23 protein-coding genes and 1 pseudogene are annotated in these 25409 nt (G+C 66.1%); 15 read left to right on the plus strand and 9 right to left on the minus strand.

The window, feature by feature from the left end:
- Positions 1 to 9 precede the first annotated feature (9 nt).
- Complete coding sequence (gene speB / locus DIE13_RS30095; RefSeq protein WP_124830659.1) at positions 10 to 960, minus strand: agmatinase; 951 nt, start codon at positions 958 to 960, stop codon at positions 10 to 12.
- A gap of 159 nt (positions 961 to 1119) precedes the next feature.
- Positions 1120 to 2016, minus strand: coding sequence for a helix-turn-helix transcriptional regulator (locus DIE13_RS30100; protein ID WP_124830660.1), 897 nt, complete (start codon positions 2014 to 2016; stop codon positions 1120 to 1122).
- Between the two features lie 199 nt (positions 2017 to 2215).
- On the opposite strand from DIE13_RS30100, the gene DIE13_RS30105 reads away from it, so the two are divergent.
- The 4 genes from DIE13_RS30105 (at position 2216) to DIE13_RS30120 (ending at position 6594) form a co-directional block, all read left to right on the plus strand.
- Positions 2216 to 2560, plus strand: a complete 345-nt coding sequence (locus tag DIE13_RS30105) for a cupin domain-containing protein (RefSeq protein WP_121858102.1) — start codon at positions 2216 to 2218, stop codon at positions 2558 to 2560.
- 240 nt (positions 2561 to 2800) lie between these two features.
- Positions 2801 to 4261 carry an FAD-binding oxidoreductase gene (locus tag DIE13_RS30110; protein ID WP_124830661.1) on the plus strand — a complete coding sequence of 487 codons (1461 nt, stop codon included), beginning with the start codon at positions 2801 to 2803 and terminating at the stop codon, positions 4259 to 4261.
- 87 nt (positions 4262 to 4348) lie between these two features.
- A complete protein-coding gene (locus tag DIE13_RS30115; RefSeq protein WP_124830662.1) occupies positions 4349 to 5539 on the plus strand; it encodes an MFS transporter in 1191 nt (396 codons plus the stop codon).
- A 134-nt stretch (positions 5540 to 5673) separates the two neighbouring features.
- Complete coding sequence (locus tag DIE13_RS30120; protein ID WP_124830663.1) at positions 5674 to 6594, plus strand: LysR family transcriptional regulator; 921 nt, start codon at positions 5674 to 5676, stop codon at positions 6592 to 6594.
- 27 nt (positions 6595 to 6621) lie between these two features.
- On the opposite strand, the gene DIE13_RS30125 is transcribed toward DIE13_RS30120, so the two are convergent.
- Positions 6622 to 7452 (minus strand): helix-turn-helix transcriptional regulator, encoded by an 831-nt coding sequence (locus tag DIE13_RS30125; protein ID WP_124830664.1) that lies wholly within the window; start codon positions 7450 to 7452, stop codon positions 6622 to 6624.
- 229 nt (positions 7453 to 7681) lie between these two features.
- Here DIE13_RS30125 and DIE13_RS30130 point away from each other — a divergent pair, with 229 nt between their 5' ends.
- From DIE13_RS30130 to DIE13_RS30145, 4 genes are all read left to right on the plus strand, one after another.
- A complete protein-coding gene (locus tag DIE13_RS30130) occupies positions 7682 to 9406 on the plus strand; it encodes an amidohydrolase (RefSeq protein ID WP_124830665.1) in 1725 nt (574 codons plus the stop codon).
- Between the two features lie 195 nt (positions 9407 to 9601).
- Positions 9602 to 10717 carry a polyamine ABC transporter substrate-binding protein gene (locus DIE13_RS30135; protein ID WP_124830666.1) on the plus strand — a complete coding sequence of 372 codons (1116 nt, stop codon included), beginning with the start codon at positions 9602 to 9604 and terminating at the stop codon, positions 10715 to 10717.
- 90 nt (positions 10718 to 10807) lie between these two features.
- Positions 10808 to 12385 carry a DUF3138 family protein gene (locus tag DIE13_RS30140; protein ID WP_124830667.1) on the plus strand — a complete coding sequence of 526 codons (1578 nt, stop codon included), beginning with the start codon at positions 10808 to 10810 and terminating at the stop codon, positions 12383 to 12385.
- A 97-nt stretch (positions 12386 to 12482) separates the two neighbouring features.
- The gene (locus DIE13_RS30145) at positions 12483 to 13559 is read left to right on the plus strand and encodes a C45 family peptidase (protein WP_124830668.1); all 1077 of its coding nucleotides are present in this window, start codon (positions 12483 to 12485) and stop codon (positions 13557 to 13559) included.
- 54 nt (positions 13560 to 13613) lie between these two features.
- Here DIE13_RS30145 and DIE13_RS30150 read toward each other — a convergent pair whose 3' ends face one another.
- From DIE13_RS30150 to DIE13_RS30170, 5 genes are all read right to left on the minus strand, one after another.
- Positions 13614 to 15002, minus strand: coding sequence for an MFS transporter (locus DIE13_RS30150; RefSeq protein ID WP_124830669.1), 1389 nt, complete (start codon positions 15000 to 15002; stop codon positions 13614 to 13616).
- A 199-nt stretch (positions 15003 to 15201) separates the two neighbouring features.
- Positions 15202 to 15873, minus strand: a complete 672-nt coding sequence (locus DIE13_RS30155) for a hypothetical protein (protein WP_124830670.1) — start codon at positions 15871 to 15873, stop codon at positions 15202 to 15204.
- Positions 15843 to 16700: an XAC2610-related protein gene (locus tag DIE13_RS30160; protein WP_124830671.1), complete on the minus strand. Its 858-nt coding sequence runs from the start codon at positions 16698 to 16700 to the stop codon at positions 15843 to 15845. The genes DIE13_RS30155 and DIE13_RS30160 overlap by 31 nt, the downstream gene beginning before the upstream one ends.
- 35 nt (positions 16701 to 16735) lie before the next feature.
- On the minus strand, positions 16736 to 17104 hold the full coding sequence (locus DIE13_RS30165; RefSeq protein WP_124830672.1) for a hypothetical protein: 369 nt from the start codon (positions 17102 to 17104) through the stop codon (positions 16736 to 16738).
- 22 nt (positions 17105 to 17126) lie between these two features.
- A complete protein-coding gene (locus tag DIE13_RS30170) occupies positions 17127 to 17504 on the minus strand; it encodes a helix-turn-helix domain-containing protein (RefSeq protein WP_124830673.1) in 378 nt (125 codons plus the stop codon).
- Positions 17505 to 17639: 135 nt separating this feature from the next.
- Here DIE13_RS30170 and gstA point away from each other — a divergent pair, with 135 nt between their 5' ends.
- From gstA to DIE13_RS30190, 4 genes are all read left to right on the plus strand, one after another.
- Positions 17640 to 18278: a glutathione transferase GstA gene (gstA, locus tag DIE13_RS30175; RefSeq protein ID WP_124830674.1), complete on the plus strand. Its 639-nt coding sequence runs from the start codon at positions 17640 to 17642 to the stop codon at positions 18276 to 18278.
- 274 nt (positions 18279 to 18552) lie between these two features.
- Positions 18553 to 18834 carry a hypothetical protein gene (locus tag DIE13_RS33065; RefSeq protein ID WP_175762328.1) on the plus strand — a complete coding sequence of 94 codons (282 nt, stop codon included), beginning with the start codon at positions 18553 to 18555 and terminating at the stop codon, positions 18832 to 18834.
- A gap of 272 nt (positions 18835 to 19106) precedes the next feature.
- Entirely contained in the window at positions 19107 to 20954 is a 1848-nt protein-coding gene (locus tag DIE13_RS30185; RefSeq protein WP_124830676.1) for a S10 family serine carboxypeptidase-like protein, read from the plus strand.
- An 82-nt stretch (positions 20955 to 21036) separates the two neighbouring features.
- Complete coding sequence (locus DIE13_RS30190) at positions 21037 to 21426, plus strand: 2-oxoglutarate dehydrogenase (RefSeq protein WP_233410094.1); 390 nt, start codon at positions 21037 to 21039, stop codon at positions 21424 to 21426.
- Positions 21427 to 21612: 186 nt separating this feature from the next.
- Here DIE13_RS30190 and DIE13_RS30195 read toward each other — a convergent pair whose 3' ends face one another.
- Complete coding sequence (locus DIE13_RS30195) at positions 21613 to 22575, minus strand: helix-turn-helix domain-containing protein (RefSeq protein ID WP_279607272.1); 963 nt, start codon at positions 22573 to 22575, stop codon at positions 21613 to 21615.
- Between the two features lie 306 nt (positions 22576 to 22881).
- Between DIE13_RS30195 and DIE13_RS30200 the strand changes: the two genes are divergently transcribed.
- The 3 genes and pseudogenes from DIE13_RS30200 to glyA all read left to right on the plus strand — a co-directional run.
- On the plus strand, positions 22882 to 24129 hold the full coding sequence (locus DIE13_RS30200) for a D-arabinono-1,4-lactone oxidase (protein ID WP_124830679.1): 1248 nt from the start codon (positions 22882 to 22884) through the stop codon (positions 24127 to 24129).
- 33 nt (positions 24130 to 24162) lie between these two features.
- Positions 24163 to 24942 (plus strand): SDR family NAD(P)-dependent oxidoreductase, encoded by a 780-nt coding sequence (locus tag DIE13_RS30205; protein WP_124830680.1) that lies wholly within the window; start codon positions 24163 to 24165, stop codon positions 24940 to 24942.
- 321 nt (positions 24943 to 25263) lie between these two features.
- Positions 25264 to 25409, plus strand: a pseudogene (gene glyA / locus DIE13_RS30210) (serine hydroxymethyltransferase); the annotation flags it as partial.

Genomic DNA, 25409 nt, shown 5'->3' on the forward strand with positions numbered 1-25409 from the left:
ATTGGCGGGTCAGCGGTAGGCGACGCCCGGCATCACGCAGAGCATTTCGAACGCGAGGTTCGCGCCGACGAGCGCGGTGGTGCCGGTCGGATCGTACGGCGGCGACACTTCGACGAGGTCCGCGCCGACGATGTTCAGCCCCTTCATTCCGCGAATGATTTCGAGCCCCTGCTGCACCGACAGCCCGCCGATTTCCGGCGTGCCGGTGCCGGGCGCGAACGACGGGTCGAGGCCGTCGATGTCGAAGCTGAGATACACCGGCGTGTCGCCGACGCGTTCGCGCACGTGCGCCATCAGCGGTGCGAGCGACTGGTTCCAGCACTCCTCCGCCTGCACGACGGTGAAGCCCTGCTGGCGGCACCAGTCGAAGTCTTCCGCGTGGTAACCGGTGCCGCGCAGGCCGATCTGCGTGACCTTGTCGCATTGCAGCAGGCCATCTTCCACCGCGCGGCGGAACGGCGTGCCGTGCGCGATCTTCTCGCCGAACATCGTGTCGTTGACGTCCGCGTGCGCGTCGACGTGCACCACGGCGACCTTGCCGTATTTCCGGTGCAGCGCGCGCAGGATCGGCCACGCGATCGTGTGGTCGCCGCCGAGCGTGATCGGCCGGCAGCCGTTCGCGACGATCTCGTCGTATGCCTCTTCGATGCGGCGCACCGAATCCTTCAGGTCGTACGGGTTGGTCGCGACGTCGCCGATGTCGGCGACCTGCAGCGAATCGAACGGCGCGGCACGGGTGGCCATGTTGTACGGGCGCAGCAGCACGGATTCGGTACGGATCTGGCGCGGGCCGAAGCGCGAGCCCGAGCGGTTCGACGTGCCGAGATCGAGCGGCACGCCGACGAAGCACACGTCGAGGCCGTCGGTCGTGTCGGCCTGTGGCAGGCGCATCATCGTGGCGATGCCGCCAAAACGCGGCATCTCGTTGCCGCCCATCGGTTGGTTCAGTTCGCGGTGCATGGGGCCGTCTCCTCTTTCCGGTGAAAAACGATCGGCCGATGGTAGAGGAGAACGCGGGCCCGAAGATTTTGAAGTCGCAACGTTTACATCGACGGGTCTCGATGCGAGCGGCGCTGCCGCATCGACCCGGCGCAACCGTAAGCGACGGGGCGCGAGCGATCAGCCGGCGATCGCGGGCGGCGCGTCGTCGTCGGTGGCGGCGTGGTGCGAAGCAGAGGGAGGGAACGCCGGCACGGCCGAGCCCCATGCGGCGAGCTCGCGCTTGGTGCGCACGCCGAGCTTCTGGAACGCGCGCTTCACGTACGACTCGGCCGTCGCGACGCGCACGCCGAGGATGTCGGCGGTTTCCGGCACGGTCTTGCCGGAGATCAGGTGCTTGCAGGTTTCGTATTCGCGCTTGGACAGCCTTACGTCGTCGGCCGCGATCCGCGCATCGAACTGCGCGAGCGGATGCACTTCGGGCGTCGGATGCGCGACCCGCCGCGCGGCGGTGGTGGACGCGTGCAGTTCGAGCAGCGGGAACAGCACGTCGCTGATGCTGCGAAAGCGGTTCATCTCGGCGAGCGTGAACGGCGGACGGTCGCGGCCGCGCTCCAGCGCGATCGAATGCTGCGCATAGCGGGTGCCGCGCGCGAGCACGCATTCGTGGCCGATATGCACGTCGTCATAGATCCGCTGGCGGAATTCGCCCGGCGGGATCGCCGCGATGTCGCGCACGACCAGCATCGTGCCCGTCTTGCCGCGCAGCCCCGCGAACAACGGATCGCTGTCGAGAAAACGATCGTAGTAGAGCGTCATCACGTCGGAGATTTCGGCGGCCTCGGTGCCGATGCCGCTGCTGCCGATCCATTCGCAGCGGTAGCCGGTGGGCATCGAGCCGTCGACGCGCGAACGTTCGACGTGCGCGACGTCGAGCGGCACCACTTCGTTCAGCAATTGCGTGAGGCGCGGCACGAAGTGCGGGGTGCCGACCGTCTCGATCAGCTCGCCCAGCGCCTTGAACGACACGTCGAAGCGGTCGGTGTCGCGGTGGAAGGGGTTCACGTTGAGCAGCATGCGGTTCCCCGGGTGAAAAGCGGGGGCGATTTTAGCGTTCGGCGACGAAAACGTCATTAGGGAGAAATACGGTACGGAGTCCTGCGACCTTGCCTGCCCCGGAAAACGCGGCTTGTCCCCCCCGAAGGGGGGCATACCGGGGCAGTGTAAATGCGTAACTTTGTCTCTGCTTTTTTCAATCAAGAGACGAAAGATTCAGATGACCAAATTGATCAAGGACATCCTGCCGCTCGGCGCAGGCATTGGCGAATTCACGAAGCTCGACTTCGGGATGGACGAAAGCGACTGGCGCGCGGCCGAAGGCAAGAGCGGCAACTACCTGATCGGCTGGTGGGAAGGCAAGGCCGGCTCGGTGGAGTTCCCGGAAACCGCCGCCGACGAAGCCGTGTGGCTGGTCGAGGGCCGGATCGCGCTGACCGACGTCGAAGGCAACCGCAAGGAATTCACGCCGGGCCAGGGCTACCTGCTGCCGGCCGGTTTCGCAGGACGCTGGGAGACGATCGAGGACGCGAAGAAGTTCTACGTGCTGCTCGAGAAGTCGTGATGTGAGCAACTGCCGCCGCGGCGTCGTCGTCAGGTTGACGCGGGTCCGGCGGCGGTTGTGTTTTCGATCGACCGCAAGCGACGTCCGTTGCGCGCGTTCCGGCGGAACGCGTCGCGGCTTGCGGCGCTTGCGCCGATCGTCGCTATCGGCGAAATCGGCGAAATCGGCGAAATCGGCGAAATCGGCACGCCGCGCATGCATGACAGGCGCGGGCCGCGTTCACGTGGGATGCCTGGGATCATGGAAATGGAAGTCAACGAAGCAACGCAAGCCGCACCGGCTCACGCGCACGCCACGGGCGGCGCACCGGTCGCACTGAGCGCCGCCGACGCGCTCGCGAATACGAAGCTGTTCCCGTACTGGCTCGACAACCCGGCCGCGCCGGCCACCGAGCCGGCGCTCGTCGGCGACGTGACGGCCGACCTGCTGATCGTCGGCGGCGGCTTCACCGGGCTGTGGACGGCCGTGCAGGCGAAGGAACAGATGCCGCACCTGAACGTCGTGCTGATCGAGGCCGGCAAGGTCGCGCACGGCGCATCGGGCCGCGCGGGCGGGATCATCTCGACGTCGGTGATGCACGGGCTGCCGAACGCGGTGCGGGTGTTCCCGAACGACATCGCGCAGCTCGAGGAATTCGGCCATCGCAACCTCGACGGTTTCGAGGAAACGCTGAAGCGCTACGACATCGACGCCGACATCGAGTGGAACGGCGAAATGACCGTGGCGGTCGACCCCGAGCACATCGCGCACCTGAAGGGCGACTACGACCTGCATCGCGAGTACGGGCACAACGTCGTGCTGCTCAACCGCGAGGAAACGCTCGAGCAACTGAACTCGCCGCTGTTCGCGGGCGCGCTGTGGTCGCGCAATCGCAGCGGCATCGTGCACCCGGCGAAGCTCGCGTGGGGGCTCAAGCGCGCGGCGCTGTCGCTCGGCGTGAAGCTGTACGAGCACACGCCGCTCACGACCGTGACCGACGAAGGCAGCACGGTATTCGTGAAGACGCCGAAGGGCAGCGTGCGCGCACCGCGCGTCGTGTTCGGCAGCGGCACCGCGAAGGTCGGCATTCCCGACATCAACCGCCGCGTGATGCAGGTGCGCGACCACGTGCTCGCGACCGAGCCGCTCACCGACGAACAGCTTGCGCGGATCGGCTGGAAGAATCGCCAGGGCGTGTACGACACGCGCACGCAGCTCAACTATTTCCGGCTGACGAAGCACAACAACATCATTTTCGGCGGGCTGGTCAGCTATCACTTCGACGGCGATCCCGAACCGCATCAGGACGGCCAGCGCGAAACCTACATCCGGCTCGCGGAAGCGTTCTATCGCACGTTCCCGCAACTGAGCGACGTGCGTTTCTCGCACGCGTGGGGCGGCCCGATCGACTACTGCTCGCGTGGCTCGGTGTTCGCGAAGCGCTATCTTGGCGACAAGGCCGTGTTCGTTGCCGGCTATACGGGCTTCGGCGTCGCGGCAAGCCGGTTCGGCGCGTTCATGGGCCTGAACATCCTGTTCGATCGCGACAGTCCCGAGCGCAAGCTCGACATCGCGAACCAGAGCCCGAGCTACATCCCGCCCGAACCGATGCGCTGGGTCGCCGCGAAGATCACGTTTCATGCGTTCGACGGCGCAGATGAAGAGGGCGGCTGGAAGCGCGCGTGGATCAACGGCATCAAGGCGATGGGCTTCCCGATGTAAGCGCCGCGGCGGCGCGGGTCCGGCCGCCGCACGACAACAACCCCTCGAGGGGACGGTCCGCACCGCGGACACGGAGAGAGACACGGAATGACTGGTGTGAATCTGCAGGGTGAAGCGCGACAGGAAAGCGCGCTGTTCGTCGTCGTGATGCTGCTGCTCGGCATTCTCGGGCCGACGGTATTTCTCGGCCTGCCCGCGATCGTCGGGCAGGTCGAACGTCATTGGGGCTTCGGTGAAGCGGCGCTCGGGCTGTCGAGCTTCGTCGAGGTGCTCGGCGAATCGACCGGCACGCTGCTCGTCGCGTTCGTGCTCGGCCGCCAGCCGGTGCGGCTCGTGCTCGCGGCGGCGGTCGCGCTCGCGGCCGGCGCGAACCTCGGCACGCTCGCGACGCACGGGCTCGTCGCGTATTCGGCGCTGCAGTTCGTCGCGGGCGTCGGCTCGGGCGGGCTGAACGGCATCGCGCTGCGCTACCTGTCGTATTCGCGTGCGCCGGAGCGCAATCTCGGGATGATGCTGATGGGGCAGGTGCTGTGGAGCATGGTGCTGCTTGCGACCATCTTCCCGATGCTGAGCGACACGTGGGGCGCGCACGGCGTGTTCGGTTTCGTCGCGACGGTGCTCGGCGCGTTCGTGCTCGCGACGCCGCTGTTTCGTCGCGGCGAGACGCTGGCGGCGCCGATGCCGGACGGCGCGAGCGGCGGCATCGACCGCAAGGGCGCGATGCTGGTGCTGTGCGCGCAGCTCGCGCTGTACGGCGGCGTGGGCGTCGTGTGGACCTTCCTCGAGAAGATCGGCACCGATGCGGGCCTGAGCGGCAAGGCGGTCTCGCTCGTGCTCGGCGTCGCGAACGTCGCGAGCCTCGTGATCTGCGCGGCGATGCCGAAGCTCGGCGCCGGCGCGGGGCTGCGCCGCTGGACGCTCGCGAATCTCGGCGGCTGCGCGGTCGCCGCCGTGCTGCTCGCAATGCCGGCGTCGGTTGCGACCTTCACGCTCGGTGCGATCGTGTTCATCGGCTGCTGGACGGGCGGCGCGCTGCTGATCTACGCGACGATCCCGCAGTACGACCTGATCGGCAAGTCGGCCGCGTTGTCGCCGGGCTGTGTCGCGCTCGGCTACGGCGTCGGCTCGGTCGCGGGCGGCTCGCTGATCGAGCGCGTCGGCACGCAGTCGGCGCTGATCGCGGCGATCGTGTTGTGCGCGGTGGCGTTCCTCTGCTACGTGCGGCTGCGGCCCGCGGTGTTCGGCATGGAGCGCGCACTCGCGGCGACACCCGAGTGACGGACGCGGCGCGCGTCGCTGCCGATGGCGGCGCGCGACCGATTCGGTTCATCGGCGAAGGCGGCCGGCGGGGCGCGCGATGCGCGTCGTGCCGTGCCGGCCCGGCAACGCGCGCATGCGCAGCGGCTTGAAGCATGTTTTCGAATACCACCGATCTCGATCTCCGGCTCATCCGGGTCTTTCTGGCCGTCGTCGACGCACGCGGCATCACGGCTGCCGAGGCGTCGCTCGGCGTGCGGCAGTCGACCATCAGCACGCAGCTGTCCGCGCTCGAAGCGCGCGTCGGCTTCAAGCTGTGCGATCGCGGCCGTGGCGGCTTTCGCCTGACGTCGAAGGGCGAGCGCTTCGCGGCGACCGCGCGTACGCTGGTCGCGGCGACCTCCGAGTTCGTCGCGCGCGTGCGCGACATCGACCGCAAGCTGGTCGGCACGCTGTCGATCGGGCTGATCGGCCAGGCGCCGCTCGTCGAGAATGCGCGCCTCGCCGACGCGATCGGCGCGTTCCGCAAGCGCGACCAGGCCGTCACGTTCGCGATGAAGGTCGCGTCGCCGCAGGAGCTCGAGGAAAGTCTGGTCAACAATCAGCTCGATCTTGCGATCGGGTATTTCTGGCATCGCGTGCCGGGGCTCGACTACACGCCGCTGTTTACCGAGGAACAGGTGGTCTACTGCGGGCGCGGGCATCCGCTGTTTCATGCGTCGCGGCCGGTGTCGGCCGACGATCTGCAGGCGCACGACTGGGTATGGCGCACCTATCCGGTGCCGGAGGAGCAGTATCCGCTGCCGGAGCGGCGCGTGACCGCGAGCGCGGACAGCATCGAGGCCGCGACGATCCTGATCCTGTCGGGTGGGCACCTCGGCTACCTGCCCGCGCATTACGCGGAGCCGTTCGAGCAGCGCGGGCTCGTGAAGGCGGTGGGCCGCTCGACGTTCAGCTTCGACGTGCCGCTGCATCTCGCGATGAAGCGCAGCGCGAGCGACAAGCCGATCGTCGATGCGTTCTGCGACGACCTGCTGCGCGCGTTCAACATCAAGGCAGTCGCGCTGGCCGCCTAGCGCGAGCGGCGTTCGCGCCGCTTCGCGTCAGCAGTCCACCATCACCCAGTCGAACAGCTCGCGGCGCGTGCGCACGCCGAGCTTCGCGAACGCGCGCTTCACGTACGACTCGGCGGTCGACAGCTTCACGTCGATCTGCTGCGCGGCCTCGGGCACCGAACGTCCGCACAGCAGCAGCTTGCAGATCTCGTGCTCGCGGCGCGACAGCTGCACCTGTTGCCGCTCGAGACGCGCATCGAAACCCGCATACGACACCGCATTCGCCGACATCGACGCGACCCGCCGCGCGGCGCATGAGCGCGCATGCAATTCGAACATCGGGAACAGCAGGTCGACCATCTGCCGGAAGTGGAACAGTTCGTCGGTCGTGAACGCAGCCTGCCCGTCGGTGCGCGCGAGCCCGAGCGCGTACTGCATGTGCGCGGTGCCGTGCACCAGCACGCATTCCTGTGCGATGCGCGGCTCGTCGAAGATCCGGCGGCGGAAGTCGCCCTGCGCGAGCCCGTCGATATGACGCTGCACGAGCAGCGTGCCGGCCTTGCCGCGCAGCGGCGCGAACAGCGGATCGACGTGGCAGTAGTCCTGGTAGTACGCATCCATCACGCGCAGCGTGTCCGCCGCATAGCGCGTGCTGCCGCTGCCCAGCCACTCGACCACGTGACCGGACGCACTGCCCGCGTCGGCGCGCCAGCGTTCGAGATGCACGGCGTCCGCCGCGATGCTGTCGTTCACGAACGCGGTGATCGCGCCGATGAAATCGGGTGTGCCGACCGCGCGCAGCGTCGCGCCGAGCGAGCCGGGCCGCACGCCGATCAGATAGTGGCCTGGCGCGGCGGGATCGGGATGGAGAAGTCGCATGGTGGGCGGAGTCGAGCGGATGACAGCGCGACGTTACGCGAAGCCCGCGTGCGCGTCTGCCGGGAATTCACCGGATTTTGCGGCCCGTGTCGCGCGTTGTCCTCACATTGACGACAAGCAACCCGCCGCGCACAGCCCGATTCCGCGCAAGCCCCGGCGCCGGGGGGGCAGACCCGTGCGTATCGTCTGCCTATAGTGAAAGCACTTCGAAAACCGGAAAGGACAGGCAATGCAGAATCAATCGATGCACCCGGCCGCGGCGCCGGCGGATTTCGTGCTGACGCACGCGAAGGTCTACACCGTCGATCCGCACCGCCCGTGGGCGCAGGCCGTCGCGGTGCGTGACGGCCGGATCGTCTACGTCGGCGATACCGCGGGTGTGCAGGCGCATGTCGGCGCGACGACTCGAGTCGTCGATGCGGGCGGCCGGCTCGTGCTGCCGGGCTTCGTCGAATCGCACTGGCACTTCGAGACGACCGCGTTCGCGTTCCAGGCGTTCGTCAACTACGAGGATCCGCAGAAGGTGCTCGGCGCGCTGCGCGCATACGTGGAAGCGCATCCGGACGAGCCGGCGATCACCGGGATGGGCTGGGTGCAGGCGACGATTTCGCCCGAACTGCTGCGCAAGGAAACGCTCGATGCGATCTGCGCGGATCGCCCGGTGTGCCTGCTGTCGACCGACTTCCATTCGATGTGGGTGAACTCGAAGGCGCTGGAGATCGCGGGCATCGACGCGTCGACGCCACCGGTGCAGGAAGGTGCGAGCTGGTTCGAGAAGGACGCGGTGACGGGCGAGCCGACCGGGCTGGTGGTCGACGGCGCCGCGTATTCGATCCTGATGCAGCGGATCAGTGCGGCCGGGCTGCTGCCGACCGGCATCGACCTGTACCTGAAGTCGATTCCGCCGTGGCAGAAGAAGCTGTGCGCGGCCGGTGTGACGACCGTGTTCGATGCGGGCTTCTTCGATGCGAGCGGCGACCAGTCGCTGCTGTACGAGACGCTGCAGACGATGGAGCGCGCGGGCGACCTGAAGCTGCGCGTGGTCGGCAGCGTCGCGGTGATCGGCGAGATCGACGATCCGGTCGGCACGTTGGTGAAATATCGCGAGCAATACGATTCGCCGCTCGTGAAGGCGCGCGCGCTGAAGTTGTTCCTCGACGGCACCGAGGCGAACCACACCGCGTATCTGCTGGAGCCGTACGCGGACCGTCCCGACACCTGCGGTGCGCCGACGATGCCGGCCGACACGTTCAACCGCTACCTCGTCGAAGCCGATCGCGCGAACGCGAACGTGATGGTCCACTGCGTGGGCGACGCGGCCGTGCGGATGGCGCTGGAGGGCTTCGAAACGGTCAACCGGGACAACCCGCCGCGCGATCGCCGCCACGTGATCACGCACGCGTTCCTCACGCATCCGGACGACATTCCGCGCTTCCGCCGCGCGGGCGTGATGGCGAATACGCAGCTGCAATGGGGCGTGGTCGACGCATACACCGAGCAGTTGCGCGATCACTACGGCCACGAGCGCTGGAGCAACATGTACAAGTTCCGCACGTTCGTCGAGGCGGGCGTGACGGTGTCGATCGGGATGGACGGCCTCGCGTGCCAGTGCCGCTGCCAGCACAAGCCGCTCGAACACATCGAATCGGGCCACACGCGCCAGCTCGCGGGCGAGCCCGATGCGCCGGTGTTCCCGGACATTGCCGAGCGCCTGAGCATTCCGCAACTGATCGCCGCGTACACGATCCACGGCGCGTACCAGCTCGGGATGGAGCACGAGGTCGGTTCGCTGACGCCCGGCAAGCGCGCGGATCTGGTCGTGCTCGAGAGCGACCTGTTCGAGGTCGGCCAGTACGACATCGGTCGCATCGACGTCGCGCTGACGATGATGGGCGGCGGCGTGACGCACGTGGGCGAGGATTTCGGCGCGCGCACGGGCATCGTCGCTCACTGAGCGGGGGCGGAAGCGGCGGCGAGGTGGCGGCGAAGCGGTGACGGAATCGCTTTCAAACCGCTTGCGCCGCATGCCGATTGTGTAGCGTGTCCCCCTGTTGGCAGGGCAGACCGGCCAATTTCCTCTGGCTACATTTTCCTGACCGAACGAAACACCGTTCGCGACGAACGGACCACGATATCGACGGAGGAAAACATGGCAGGAGACTGGAACAACACGCTGCGAACGGCATGCGCGGCGCTCGCGCTCGGCGGGCTTGCGTGGTTCGGGGCGCCGTCCGCGCACGCGGCGGATGTCGTCAACGTGTACAACTGGGGCAACTCGATCGGCAAGCAGACGGTCGCGAACTTCGAGAAGGCGACCGGCATCAAGGTCGTCTACCAGGAGTTCGATTCGAACGAGACGCTGCAGGCGAAGCTGCTGTCGGGCACGTCGGGCTACGACGTCGTCGTGCCGTCCGACATCTTCTGGGCGCGGCAGTTGCAGGCCGGCATCTATCGGAAGATCGACAAGGCCCAGGTGCCGAACTACGGGCTGCTCGATCCCGAAATCATGAAGGTGCTGTCGAAGGACGATCCGGGCAACCAGTACGGCATTCCGTGGACGTGGGGCACCGACGGGCTCGGGATGAACGTCGAGAAGGTGAAGGCCGTGCTCGGCAACGACGCGCCGCTCGACAGCTGGTCGCTGCTGTTCGATCCGAAGTACGCGAGCAAGCTGAAAAGCTGCGGCGTGTCGGTGATCGATTCGCCGGTCGACGCGTTCGGGATGGCGTTCGTCTATCTGAAGAAGGATCCGAACACGACGAACCCGGCCGACTACCAGGCCGCGTACGAGCTGCTCAAGACGGTGCGGCCGTACATCACCCAGTTCAACTCGACGAGCTACATCAACGATCTCGCGGGCGGCGACATCTGTCTCGCGCTCGGCTGGTCGGGCGACGTGAACTCCGCGCGCATCGCCGCGGCGGCCGCGAAGAAGCCGTATCACATCAAGTACGTGATCCCGAGCGAAGGCAGCGCGATGTGGTTCGACATGATGGCGATCCCGAAGGACGCACCGCACCCGGACGCCGCGCAGAAGTTCGTCAACTTCGTGCTGTCGGAGAAGGAGAGCGCGAACCTGACCAACGACACGTCGTATCCGTCCGCGGTACCGTCGTCGAAGCATCTCGTGCGCGCGGAAGTGACGAGCGATCCGGCCGTGTTCCCGCCGGCCGACGTGATCCGCAAGCTGAGCCTCAGCAAGCCGGTTCCACCCGAGCTGATGCGCCTGCAGAACCGGCTCTGGACCAAGCTGAAGACCGAGTAAGCCGGCCCCGTTCCCCGTTTTCGTTTGCGCGCGTCCCGCCGCCCTTCGCGGCGGGCGGGGGCGCGCTCGTCCCGACGATTCCCACACGACATGAAAATCAAACATATGACGGTGCTGTGCCTGCTCGCGTTCGAAGCGGCATCGGCATTTGCACACACGCCGCGCGACGCGACCGACTCCGGCAAGATGAAGGCGCTGCAGGCGCAGGTCGCCGCGCTGCAGCAGCAGGTGAGCGAGCTGCGCGCGAGCATGCTCGCGTCGAAGGCGCCGGCAACCGCAGGGTCGGCATCGGCAGGCGGCGCGCCGATCGGCACGATCGACACGGCAGCGGCCGCCACCCCGGCAGCGGATTCCGCGCCCGCGTTCACGAACGACGACCTGCAGCAGATGCGCGAGCAGATCGCGAACGCGTCGCTGAAGGTCGACTCGCTGCAGGAGGCCGCGACGACCGGCCCGCTCGCGGGCCTGAGCGTCACCGGCTACGTCGATCCGGTGTACCTGTTCAACCGCGCGCAGCGCACGTCCGGGTTCCAGTTCCTGAACCACGATCCGGGCGCGTACGACTACTTCAACAGCACGATCGGCGACGTCTACCTCGACATCAAGAAGACCTTTGGCGTCGGCCCGATGGCGCCGTCGGCGGAGATCGTGATCCAGCCGAACCGCGGCTTCGGCAACGTGTTCAGCAACGCGCACGGCGGCATCGGCAACAACATCGTCACGCAGGCGCAGGTCAACGTGCCGCTCGGCACGACGAAGACCTTCGAGGCCGGGATGATGACGAGCCTCGCCGGCTACGAAGTGCAGCCGTCGAACCAGATGCTCACGCTCACGCATGGTTTGCTGTACGACTTCAGCGAACCGGGCAACCTGGTCGGCATCGGGCTGAAGGGCTCGAACGACGCGATGACGCGCTTCTGGCAGGTGATCGTCGGCAACGAGGTGCTGCGCACGGCCGGCGCGATCGCGAACGCGGCGAACAACACGACCAAGACCAACTGGACGCCGACCCTCACCGCGCGCTTCGACAACGCGACGTCGACCGCATTCGACTTCGGGATTTCCGGCATGCTCGGACGGCAGTCGCTGTTCTCGCCGTGCGCGGATGCGGGCGGCTACGGCTACCAGTGCAACGGATCGTCGCCGACGGGTTTCTACAAGTACGTGGAAGCCGACATGACCTATACGCACGACAAGACGCAGATCAACGCGCAGGTCGACTACGGCGAGCTGCAGAAGGGCGCCTGGAACGGCGGCACCGCGCGCTGGTACGGGATGTCGCTGCTCGGCCATACGAAGTGGACATCGGCGTGGGTCGGCCGGATGGGCGCGACGCTGCGCTTCGACTACCTGAACAACACGGCAAACGGCGGCGGCGGCACGAATATCCAGTACGGGCTCGCGGGCGGCAATCCGTCGGTGAATGGGTCGAGCGGCTTCGGCATCGATCCGTCGTGCTTCCAGGGCTCGGCGACGAACGGCACCGAGTGCAAGGGCGCGCAGCGCTATGCGATCACGGCCGACCTGCTGTTCTATCCGACGCAGCAAATCACCGTGAAGGTCGAGTATCGCCACGACGCGGCGAACCATCCGGTGTTCCTGAGGAGCAACGGCACCTACGGGCGCAGCAACGACCTGGCCGGGATGCAGTTCATCTACGCGTTCTGATCGCGGCCATCGCCTGCCATCGCTTGCCGTCGCCGCGCGAGGCAACCCGGTCCGGGCCGGATGTGCCCGGATCCCATTCAACCCAGGAGAATTCATCTTGAAGCTGCACACTTTCGCGACCGACCTCACCGATCCGCGCGAGCGCGGCCGCCGCATCGGCGAGCAGTTCGCGGCGGAGATTCGCGAGACGGTCGCGCGCTACCTCGCGTTCTTTCCGAAGCTCGGCATCGAGCCGCGGCGCGCGCGGGCGATCGGCGAGGCGAGCCTCGCGTCGCTCCGGGCATGGTGCCCCGCGCTGGCCGACGAGATCGATGCGATCGCGGACGGCGTCGACCTGCCGCGCTGGCAACTCGCGTGCCTGAACGCGCGCACCGAGATTCTCGCCACGGCGCCTGCATCGGCCGAAGGCGAATGCTCGACGACCGTCTACGCACCGGCCGGCCCCGACGCGCCGCGTACGCTGCAGACATGGGACTGGCACGACAGCCTCGCGCCGCAAGGTTTGCTGATGCAGTTCGGCACGCAGCACGGCCGCACCGTGAAGCTGTTCTCCGAATTCGGGATGCTCGCGAAGCTCGGCGTGAACAGCGCGGGGCTGGGGCTGCACTTCAACATCCTGCACCACGCGAGCGATAACGACAGTGCGGGCGTGCCGGTGCACGCGATCGCGCGGCGCATGCTCGAAGAAGCGACGACGGTACGGGACGCGATCGACCTCGCCCGCAGCGCGCACGTGAGCGCGTCGACGGTGCTGACGGTGTTCACGCGACAGGACGGGCATCCGCGTGCGGCGAGCATCGAGCTGAGCCCGTCGGGCGTCGGTGTGGTCGTGCCGCGTCCGGACGGCTGGCTGCTGCATACGAACCACTTTCTCGATCGTGCGTTGAGCGGCGGCGAATGCATGCCGGACAGCTCGACGACGCGCGAGCGTTTCGCGCACCTGAACGACGTCGTGACGGGGATGACGAGCGCCGACGTGCGCGAGCGTGCGTCGGCGATGTGCGGCGCGGCCGGCGACCAGGCGGTGGTGTGCTTCCATCCGGACCTGTCGATGCCGGACACCGAACGCTGGGAAACGCTGCTGACGGTCGGCATCGATACCGACGCATGCGCGCTCGACTACGCGGCGGGCAATCCGCACGACCTTGCGCGCGACGGGTTCCTGCGGTTCTGATTCGAGGATGGCGGGCAAACCGGTGCGGCACGCGCGTGCCGCGCCGGTTTGCACTCAGGCGTCGATGCGCTCGACCTTGCCGACCAGCAGCCCGTACGACAGGCTGCCGGCGAGCGCCATCGCGGCGATGTAGGTGATCGCGCGCGAGAAGTCGGCGCCGTCGACGAGCAGCCCGATCACGATCGGCGTCGCGATCGCGGACAGGTTGCCGATCAGGTTGAACATGCCGCCCGTGAGGCCGAGCAGCCGCGCGGGCGCGAGCCCCGACACGAGCGACCATGTGATCGACGCGAAGCCGTTGCCGAAGAACGCGATCGTCATGAACGCGATTACCCAGCCGGTCGAGCTCACGTAGTTCGCACCGATGATGCAGGTCGAGATCAGCAGCCCCGAGATGATCGGCAGCTTGCGCGCGAAGCCCTGCGATGCGCCGCGGCGCATCAGCCAGTCCGACAGCAGGCCCGAGCACAGCACGCCGACGAACGCGGCGAGAAACGGCAGCGACGCGAGAAAGCCCGACTTGATGAAGTCCATCCCGCGATACTTCACGAGGTAGGTCGGGAACCACGTGAGGAAGAACCACAGCGTCGAGTTCAGCGCGAACTGTCCGAGATAGATGCCCCACAGCTTGCGACGCCCGAGCACGACGCCGAGGTCGCGCCACGTCGACGGCGTGCGTTCGCTGCGCGCGGCGATGCGGTCCTCGAGATCGACGAGGCCGCCGCCGTCGCGGATTAGTGCGATCTCGGCTGCGTTGACGCCGCGAAACGCGCGCGGCTCGCGATACACCGCATACCAGATCGCGGCCCACACGATGCCCGCGACGCCCGTCGCGACGAACACCATGTGCCAGCCGAGATGCACCTGCAGCCACGCGAGCACGGGCGTGAGGAATGCGAGGCCGACGAACTGCCCGGACGTATAGCCGCCGATCGCGCTGGCGCGCTCGCGGGTCGGGAACCACGTCGTCACCACGCGGTTGTTGATCGGGTAGGCCGGCGCTTCGAGCGCGCCCACCGCGAGACGCAACACGATCAGTCCGACGAACGAACCGGCGAAGCCGAGCAACAGCGTCGCGGCCGACCACAGGGCGAGCGCGCCGGCATACAGCACGCGCGGCGACACCTTGTCGACGAGCCAGCCGCCGGGGATCTGCATCAATGCATAGGTCCAGCCGAACGCGGAGAACACGAGGCCCGCGCGAACCGGATCGATGTTCAGTTCCTTGAACAGTGCGGGCGCGGCGATCGACAGGTTGCTGCGGTCGAGATAGTTGATCACGACCGTGACGAACAGCAGGATCAGGATCAGCAGGCGCTTGCGGCTCGGCGGCACGGTAGAAGCGGCCGCGGCCGTGCGGGCGGCGGAATCGCGGGCGGTGTCGCCGCGCGTGCGCGGCTGCTCCGGCGGGTTGGCGTGGGTGCGTGACGCGGATTGGGCCACGGTCGTCTCCTCTGTTCTGTGTCGGCCTGCACCCGCGCGGCGGGGCGGCCGTATCCAATGGCATTGGGGCGAACGTTAGAGCCGTGGAGCGAGGTGCGTCAACATTTGAACAGGTATCCCTATTAATGGGATTCATCGCGCTCAATATGTGGGAAAGCTGTGCGAAAGCGCCGGATTTTGCGATCCGGACTGCCGCGCGCTACTTGCCGCGTTCGACGAACGTGGTGCCGTCGTAGCGGTATTCGCGGGTCACGGGGCCCGCGTGGCCGATGTAGGTCCACGCAATTCTGAAACCCGGCGGATCGTCGCGCCACTCGATCGCGCGATAGGGCGACCGGTTGTTCACGTCGGTGTCGAGCGATATGTCGTGCAGGCAGCTTTGCACCGGCATCGCGTAGCGCGAGGTCGCGACGTTACCGCTGACCTGAAGCGTGTACAGCGTGCCTTCCTCGCCGGCGCCGCAGTAACCCGTCGGGTTGTCGCTCGACGATTGATTGACGACGATCAGGACGAACTCCTTGCCGTCGACGACTTTCGAGCTCGCCGACGGGAAGCCGATGCTCGACGCCGACGCGACGGCCCGACGCAGTGCCGCTGGCAAGCGAACGATGGTCGTGCGGTGATGCGCGGCATCGATCTCCACCAGGCGTTTTCCGTCCTGTTGCAGTTCGTGCCCGCTGGATAGCCTGACCGACGCAGGCGCGTCGGTGCCGGCGAATGCGCTCGCAGCAATTGCGATGGTGGCGACGCAGACGCACCACTTCGTTGGCGAAGATGCAGCCCACATGGAAGATCCCTGAATACCTTTGGCGATGGCCTCGTCCGGACCTGTCCGGAAAACTAGCGGGTCGCTTCCTTCGCCGCGACCCACCCCTGCGTCGTGCCGCCGCGCGGATTGCGGTATAGCACCTTCAGCCACTGGAAATCGGCACTCGCATCGACCAGTTCCAGCGTATCGCCCGCGACGACGTAGCGGCGCGTCGGCGCATCGTTCATCACGTCGTGCAGCGGCAGGCGCGCCGGGCGCACCTTGAACGTGATCTTGCCGCCGCCGTACGCTTCGGGGCGGCGCGAGACGCGCTTGCCGTGCTCGTCGTAGGTCAGCAGCATTGACGACGGGCCCGAGTCGCCGTCGAGCAGGTCGCGAAGGTCGTCGGGAATCGCTTCGCTTGCCTGATAGAGATACATCCGGCCATTGCCGTCGAAACGATACGCATCGGTGTACCAGATCGGGCCGCCGCGGCATGAGCTGTACAGCGTGCGCTCCTTCGGTTTCGCCTGGATGTTGATCAGATCGTCGCAGTTGCCGTGCGGCATGTCGGCCGCCGGCATTTTCAGCGGCTCGAACTGCTGGCGTGCGGCGTCGTACAGAAAGATGCCGTAGCTCTCGTTGACCATCCCGAGCAGCGCGTGCGCGGCGAGATCGCGGTGGCCGTCGAAGTTGTAGTCGTCCGACGCGAGCCGGTAATGGCCTTCCTCGTCGGTTACGCCGACGTCGAGCGTCTGTGTTTTCCCGCTCGGCAGGAAGCGGATCGTGACGCGTGTGCCATCCGCACGTTCGACGCGGGCCGTGACGATGTCGTCGACCTTGAACGTGAGCAGCGGTTTGGCCGCATGCGCGGCGGCAATCGACGCGCAGCACGCGACCAGCAGCGCGCAGCGGCGGAGAAACGGTTGGATTCGCGAGATGGGTGTCATGAACGGCGTGCCGACGCGTGGAGGGAATGGCGGGCTTACGCGCTTGCGCTGTCGTCGCGATACCCGCTCTTGCCGTCGAAGATTTCCTTCAGCGCGGCACGCAGCACGACGGGGTCGTGCTCGCCCGGCGCGAGATGGATCACGTAACGGGTATTGCCGTCCAGACGCGCGGCGGTGCGTTCGTCGAGCTCGACTTCGATCGTGTCGCCCGTCAGGCGTACCGCCAGATCCTTCACGTGCGCGGTGAGCTGGTCGTGCACCATCACCTCGATCGATGCCTCCTCCGGAAAGCGTAGCAACGAGAAGCAATAGTCTTGCCGCGCGTCGTGGCAATAGATGTTCGCGCAGCTTTCATCGTCGTCGATGTCGGACGTGGCCGCGCCGACGGTGGCGTGTAGTTCCATGATGTGTCTCCAGGCGTGGGGGTTATCGGGACTGGCCGGCTTCGGCTTCGATCGCGTCGGGCGTCGCGCGCGCATCGCATTGCGCATCGCGCGCCTTCAGCCACAGCCCGAATTCGCGCATGACTTCGACGACGGGCCGCAGCCGGTCGCCGCCCGCGGTCAGATCGTACTCGACGCGCACCGGCACTTCCGGATACACGGTGCGCCGCACGAAGCCGGCGTCTTCGAGCGCGCGCAGATCGAGCGTCAGCATCCGCTGCGAGATGCCCGGCATGTCGCGGCGCAGGTCGCTGAAGCGCTTCGGCCCGTCGAGCAGGTACGACACGAGCAGCAGCCGCCAGCGACCGCCGAGCATGCGCATCGCTTCTTCCACGGAACATCCTGTCGCACTCGTTTTCATGCTGCTGACCCTGGTCGGTAACTTTTTTGTGACTACGGCACAAACGACTGCCGTCTTCTCATTGCTGCGTCGATGCGAGATATTAGCGCCCGCGTCGCGGCGAATCGAGATACGAACCTCCAACGAAGGAAACGCATGAAGCTCTACCACGCTCCCGGCAGCTGTTCGCAGGCGATTCGCATCGTGCTGCGCGAAGCGGATCTCGATGCGCGGATCGTCACGGTCGATGCGCGCAAGCATCGGATCGACGACGGCCGCGACTACTACGACGTCAACGCACTCGGCTACGTGCCGTTGCTCGAACTCGACGACGGCACGATGCTGCGCGAAGGCCCGGTGATTGCGCAGTATCTCGCGGATCGACGCCCGGAAGCAGGGCTCGCGCCCGCGTACGGCACGCTCGCCCGCTACCGGCTGATGGAATGGCTGAACTTCCTCGGCACCGAAATCCACAAGGGTTTCATTCCGCTGCTGTATGCCGTGCAGGCAGGGCAATACGTCGAGCCGGCGCGGCAGAAACTCGACGGCCGCTTCGCGTGGATCGACCGGCAACTCGACGGCAGCCCGTACCTCACGGGCGAGACGTTTACGATCGCCGATGCGTATCTGTTCGCGCTGACGGGCTGGGGCAAGGCCGACTGGATGCGCTCGGTGTACAACGCGGACATCGACCTGAGCCGGCATGCGAACCTGCGCGGGTGGTACGAGCGGGTGAGGGCACGGCCGGCCGTGCAGCAGGTGCTGCAGGCCGACGCGCGATCGAGCGCGTCCTGATGCGTCCATAGACGCTCGGCGGAATTCAGCACATTCGGCGTGTCGCCGTCACGAGCAGATAGCCGGCATGGCCGGCGCCGCGCACTGCCGCTCGCGCGGCGCCTCTCCCCACGCTTCACGTGTCCGACGCGCGATTGCCCGAGTGCGATCCGGAATGCGCGGAACGAATGACGGCTTTTCCATTGCAATACCGCGCGCATTGCATATCGGTGCCGTCCGGACCGGACGGCCGATTTATTCGGATTACATGTAAATAATTCCGCATTTCGATTCGGTGAATTATTCGAATCGGTATTTTGTGGATGGCGATGAATTTTATTCGCCGTGCCGCGCCAATCGAATTGCGATAATTAAAATGAAAGAAAGACGGTGCGATTCGATGCACATGTCCATGTGGCGTCAAGGCTCGCAACGCATCGCGCAGCGGGCAGGAAAGCACGTGAATCCCGGCGAATGGCTCGGATATGACGTATCTGATTCGAACAATCGTTTTTCTTTCAAATTCAATACACTGGCCGCCGTTTGCATCATAAGAGAATTTTTAATGTCGGAATGATCTTTGACAACGCGGCGCAGCACCGCCTATTTTTGTCATGTCGTAAATTTTGGTAATAAAAAAGTCGTCAGAACTGCAAGGGGGCGGCGTCCACGCATCATTCTCCGCCAGCAGTTTGCTGTGTCTGTATCAAGTTCGGTCTCTCGAAGAAGTCCCATCCCCAACCGCCGTCTGCCGACCGTGCAACGCGAGTGGCGGGTACGCCTGCGTGTTTCGCGCCGGCGATGGCGGCCTGTGTGAAGCGGTATCCGACTCAACACAAGGATAGAGGCATGAAACCAGACAGGAGCAGGACCGGCAGTCGCCGCGAACGTCGCGGCCGGCTGGCCGGGCTAGGCGCATTGACCGTCATCACGCTGGCACTCGCGGGCTGCGGCGGAGACGATTCGTCGTCCGTCGGCGCGTCGAGTCTCGCGCAGACCGCCGCCAGCCAGCAGGCGAGCGCGCAGGCGGCCGGCAGCCAGACGCCGTCGGCCAATCAGCCTTACGTCGACCCTGTCGCCTATTCGATGAACGCGACCGACAGTCTCACGGCCGCGCAGGTTTCGGAGAAGGCGGCCGTGATGCATTACCAGTGGAAGTCCGGCGGCACGACGGTCAACTACACGACGACCACCGGCCACCTGACCGCGCAGGACGCGAGCGGCAATGCGGAAGCGTCGATGTCGTACGTCGCGTACACCGCGCCGAGCACGAACGGCAAGCCGCGCCCCGTCACGTTCGTCTATAACGGCGGCCCCGGCTCGTCGTCGATCTGGCTGCGGCTTGGCTCGTTCGCGCCGACGCGCGTCGCCACGCCCGATCCGCTGTTCGGCAACAACTGGCCGAACTATCCGCTCGTCGACAACGCCGAAAGCCTGATCGACACGACCGACCTCGTGTTCATCGACCCGCCGGGAACCGGGCTGTCGGAAGCGGTAGCGCCGAACACCAACCAGAAGTACTGGGGTTCGGATGCGGACGTCAACATCATGCGCGACTTCATCCAGCGCTACCTGAACGTCAACAGCCGCGGTGCGTCGCCGATCTACCTGTACGGCGAGTCGTACGGCACGCCGCGTACCGACATGCTCGCACTGGCGCTCGAATCGGCCGGCGTGCACCTGACGGGGATCGTGCTGCAATCGTCGATCCTGAACTACTTCGCGGACGCAACGGAGGCGGTGGCGATCACGCAGTCGACCGAAGGGCTGCTGCTCGATACCGATACCGTGGCCGGCTATCTGCCCGGCTATGCGGCGGTCGCGGCATACTTCAACCAGGTGTCGCCGGCGCCGGTCAACCAGGATCTGTATGCACTACAGACCGAGTTGTTCACGACGCTGATCTACAACCAGTTGCAGAAGTACTCGCAGTCGTGGGTGTTGAGCCAGCTCGGCATTCCGGATGCGCTCGGAACGCCGGTCTTCCCGAGCGATGCGACGCTGAAGCTCTGGTCGTTGCCGTCGAGCATGACGCTGCAGGCGCTGCGCGGCTACTTCAACGCGAATCCGTTCGGCTCGAGCCTGCTGCCCGGCACGACGATCGGCCGGTACGACGGACGCGTGTCGTTGCCGAACGCCGATCCGCGGCTGCAAACGGACGGCGATCCGTCGGACATCCTGATCTCGCAGCCGTTCACGAACGCGCTCGCGACGCAGATGCCCGATTACCTGGGCTACACCGCGCCGAACGCGACCTACGTGCCGTTGAACGACAACATCATCGGCCTGTGGGACTTCTCGCATGACGGCCAGCCGATGCCCGACACGATCCCCGATCTGCTCGGCGCGCTGCAGTTGAATCCGAAGCTGCAGGTGCTCGCGGAAAACGGCTTCCACGATCTGGCGACGCCGTTCTTCAACACGGAGAAGCAACTCGCGCGGCTGCAGACGGTGAAGGGCCTGAACCCGAAGCTGCAAGTGAACTTCTTCCAGGGCGGGCATATGATTTATCTGGATGATGTGGCACGTCCGCAGATGAAGCGCGACCTGAAGACGTTCTACCAGGGCCGCCGGATTCCGACCGCGCTGACGCTGCGCACGCTGCCGCCGCCGTGGCCGGACGAGAACCCGGCCGGCACGCCCACCGGCAGCATGCCGGGCGCGACGGCTGCGACGACGCTGGCGACGGCACCGTAAGCGACGGACTCCTTGTCAAAGGAACCCTCTATTCATCCATTGAATGCGAGCGATCATGTCCCTAATCCAATTGATGCGGCGTATGTCTCCGTTGATCGTCGTCGGCGCCGTGACGAGCAGCGCCTATGCGTTGCCGCCGCAGGCGGTGGCGCCCGTGAAGCTGCCCCAAGGCGGGCGCGGCGTCGACGGTCCGTTCTTCCCTTCGACCCGCGTGGCCCCGGTGTTGCCGTCGACCGGCGCGACGTTGCAGCAGCAGGCCCAAAGGCGTGTCGACGCCAGGCTCGGCGGCAATACGGTGTTGAGCAACGGCGCGGCCGTGACGAAGGCGCAGGCGCAGAGCGACGGGCTGGGTTTCGTCGCGAAGCACTTCGACGAGATCGATACGAAACACACCGGTCGCGTGACGATGAGCGATGTGAAGCAGTTCATCCAGCAGCGGCAGGCGGCGGCGCAGCAGGAGCAGCAGGAGTGACGGGGTAGCGCGGTCGTGCGCGGGCGGGTGGCGCGTGCCGGTTGGGCGCCGGCCGCCCGACTGCGGCGACCTGTTTTCAACTTGCCGCGGCGCGCGTTCGGCCGCGGCTCTCTTCATGGAAGCTATCGAGTACGCGCACTGTCAACGCGACGCCGCGTCATGCGTCGCGCATCGCACGATCGAGGTTCAGGCTTCCCGGTGCGCATAGCGCCGCGCCGTCGCCGACGGCAATTCTCCGAACATCGCGCGATAGTCCTGCGCGAAACTGCCCAGGTGCCAGAAGCCCCACTTCGTCGCAGCTGACGTCACGGACCCGCCGAGCCGCAGTTCGCGGCGCACGTGATTCAGCCGAACGGCGCGCAGGTACGCGATCGGGTTCAGGTTGAGCGTGTCGTTGAACGCGTATTGCGCGGTACGGCGGCTGATGCCGAGCTGCACGCATAGCTCGGCGATCGACAGCGGGCACGTCGACGCATCCTGCAAGCGCTCCTGCACCGCGTTGACGAGCGACCAGTATTTCGTCGGTCGCGTCGCGAGGGCATCCGCGTCCGATGCGGGTATCGTCATTGCTTCGGAGATCGCATACAGCACCGTCCGCTCGAGCAGCTCGATCCGGTCCTGCGTCGTCACATCCTCGACCGGCGTGCTTTTCGCGGCGGCGGCCATCGTGTGACGCAGCAGGTCGCGCAGGCGGTCCGCAACCTGCTGCGTCATCGGGATCAGCGGTGCGAAGGTGCGTGCGCGCAGCGACGCGGCGAGCGTGCGCATCGCCTCCGTCGACAGCTTGTCGGGTTCGATCTCGACGTTCACGAGCACGTGCAGGTCGGGCGAATAGAACTCGAATTCGGGCTGGCACGAGAACACGTGCAGGCTGTCGCGGCCGCTCTTCGCGCCGCACATCCGCGCATGGCCTTCGAGTTCCAGCGGCACGGCCACCGCGATACGGTCCGATGGCACCGCGCCCTGCTGCAGGATCGCCTTGTCGAGATCCTCGACCAGCAGCCGGATGCCGCCGAGCGACACGATCGACGACGAGCCATGAAACAGGCCGCCCGAGATCTGCGTGTAGTTGAGATCCCAGCCGTCGAAGATCCGCGCCTGTTCCTCCACGTCGGTGAACGCGCAGAACGCCACCGTTCGTGCGAACAACGGGGTGTCGGAGAAATCGCTCGGATCGGCAGACGGCGTCATCGGGGAGGAAGGGGCGGGCCGGGTCGATTCATTGTAGCCGCTCGGCGCGCCGGTCAAAAAGCCTGGCGGCCCGATTCCCCGTGGAAACCCTCGCTTGCCGAAATCCGATAGTGAAAAGGCGGCCGGCGAAATACCTTTGGTACGAACGCGACACAACGTAACGCAACGCATCGCGCCGGCCAGCGAGCATCTCGGCTTCGCTGCCGGACGAACCGAACCCGCCTGCCGGTGCAGTACCGGCAGCACACTTCTGGAGAGACATTGATGGAGCTTCCACGTGGTGGATTCTGGCGGAACTGGGTGGGCAATCAGTCGTGCGTCGCCGCGCACATGGCGTCGCCGGCCAGCGAGGCCGAGATTGCCGGGCTGGTGCACGCCGCGACGAGCCAGGGCAAGCACGTCCGATGCTCGGGATCGGGACATTCGTTCACCCCGGTCGTCGCGACAAGCGGCCTGCTGCTGTCGCTGCAGGACTATCAGGGCATCGTCGCGGTCGACGAGCGGCAGAAGCGCGTCACGGTGAAGGCCGGCACGCGGCTCAACGCGGTGACGCGTCATCTGAAGGAAATCGGCTTCTCGCTCGTCAACCAGGGCGACATCGATTCGCAGGCCATCGCCGGTGCGCTCGCAACCGGCACGCACGGCACGGGGACGACATTGAGCAACCTGTCGTCGCAGGTCGTCGGGATGCGGATCGTTCGCCCCGACGGCTCGATCATGGAAGTGAGCGACAAGCAGGACCTCGACCTGCTGCACGCGACGCAGGTGAACATCGGCATGTTCGGCGTGGTCTCGGAACTCACGCTGCAGGTGACCGACGCGTTCTGGCTGCACGACCGTGTGTGGCGCGAGGACTTCGAGGCACTGATGGAAAAGTACGACGACCTCGCGGCGAAGCACCGGCATTTCGGGTTCTTCTGGTGCCCGACGTCCGAAAGCCGCGACCTGTACTGCCTGCCCGACACCACGAAGGTGTCGAACTCGAAGAAGGACTACGACGTGTGCGAAATCAAGGTGATGGACTTCACCGAGGAGCGCACGTTCTACGAAGGCGAGCACGAGAAGATCGCATACAGCTCGGAAGTCTATGCGATCCACTACGTCGCGAACTTCCACGAACTCGAATACGCGGTGCCCGCCGAACACGGCAAGGAAGCGCTGCGCCGCGTGCGCGACCTGATCCTCACGAAGCATCGCGACTGCATCTTCCCGGTCGAGTATCGCTTCACGAAGGGCGACCCGGCGTGGATCAGCCCGTTCCACAACCAGGACAGCGTGACCATCTCGTGCTCGGGCGGTCCGAACGGCGTCGACTACTGGCCGTTCCTGAAGGATGTCGACGACATCCTGCGCGACTATGGCTCGCGACCGCACTGGGGCAAGCTGCACTTCACGAACCGCGACGACGTGGACCGCTGGTTCCCGAAAGCCGAAGCGTTCCGCGAACTGCGCCGCAGCATCGACCCCGAAGGCCATTTTCTCAACGATCATCTTCGGACGCTGTTCAGCTGAGCGGTCCGGACGAACCAGACTGGAGAACGAAGTATGAATGCCAAGATTGACGGTCGCCTGGCCGGCAAGGTCGCCATCGTGAGTGGTGGCGCGGGCGGATGCGGCGGCGCCGCGTCGGAACTGTTCGCCGCGCAGGGCGCGAAGGTGGCGATCGTCGACCGCGACGGTGATGCGGCCGAAGCGCTTGCGTCGCGGCTGCGCGATACCGGCCTGCAGGCGATCGGCCTCGGCGCCGACGTGTCGAAGCAGGCGGACGTGCGGATGGCGGTCGATGCGGCGCGCCGGCAGTACGGCAATGCGGACATCCTGTTCAATCATGCGGGCACGCTGATCGTCAAACCGTTCCTCGATATCGAGGAGTCGGAATGGGACTGGCTGATGGGCGTGAACGTGAAGAGCATGTTCCTGATGACGAAGGCGGTGCTGCCGCAGATGCTGGAACAAGGGCGCGGCAGCATCGTCTGCACGTCGTCGATCTCGGCCGTCTGCGCGACACCCGGCGAAGTGCTGTACGACGCGACCAAGGGGGCATGCCACATGTTCGCGCGGGCGATCGCCGTCGAATACCGCGACCGCGGCATCCGCTGCAACGCGCTCGCACCCGGTTTCATCCGCACGCCGCACGGGATGCGCGAGCTGAAGGACCTGCAGGCGATGGGCGTGGACGCAACCGAAGCAGCTATCGCGGTGCAGCAAGGCCGGCTGTGTGAGCCGTCGGAGGTGGCCGCCGCCGCGCTGTTCCTGGCCTCCGACGAATCGAGCTTCGTCAACGGCACTCAACTGTTCGTCGACAACTGTTTCTCCGCTGTTTAGGCCCCGATATTCGCAAGAAGCCGCCGGTCGGGCACGGCCTCTCCAGGAACGACCGGTTCTGTCGAAGGTTCCGCAGCGATGCGGACCTTCGATTTTTCTTGGCCGGTGCGCCGCGCGATGCGTCCTAGCGGAATGTCGCAATCCTTCTATCTGAACGAATTTGCGTCTGTTGGAATGGCAATGCCGAATAACCGTTCAGCCGGCATCGCGGGGCGGCGTGGTTGTCGATGCCATCGGGCGCCGGTCCGGCGCTCGACTTCGCGGGGCCGGGCAAGCCCGGCCTACCAGGGTCAATCCATCACTCTCTTTTGATCAATCATCATGTTCAATCGCACTACCAGCACCGTCGCCAACGTCGATCCGGAACTCTGGACTGCCATTCAGGACGAGAACCGCCGGCAGGAAGATCACATCGAGCTGATCGCGTCGGAAAACTACACGAGCCCGGCCGTGATGGCCGCGCAGGG

The organism is Burkholderia sp. Bp9016 (assembly GCF_003857765.1).
GTDB lineage: Bacteria > Pseudomonadota > Gammaproteobacteria > Burkholderiales > Burkholderiaceae > Burkholderia.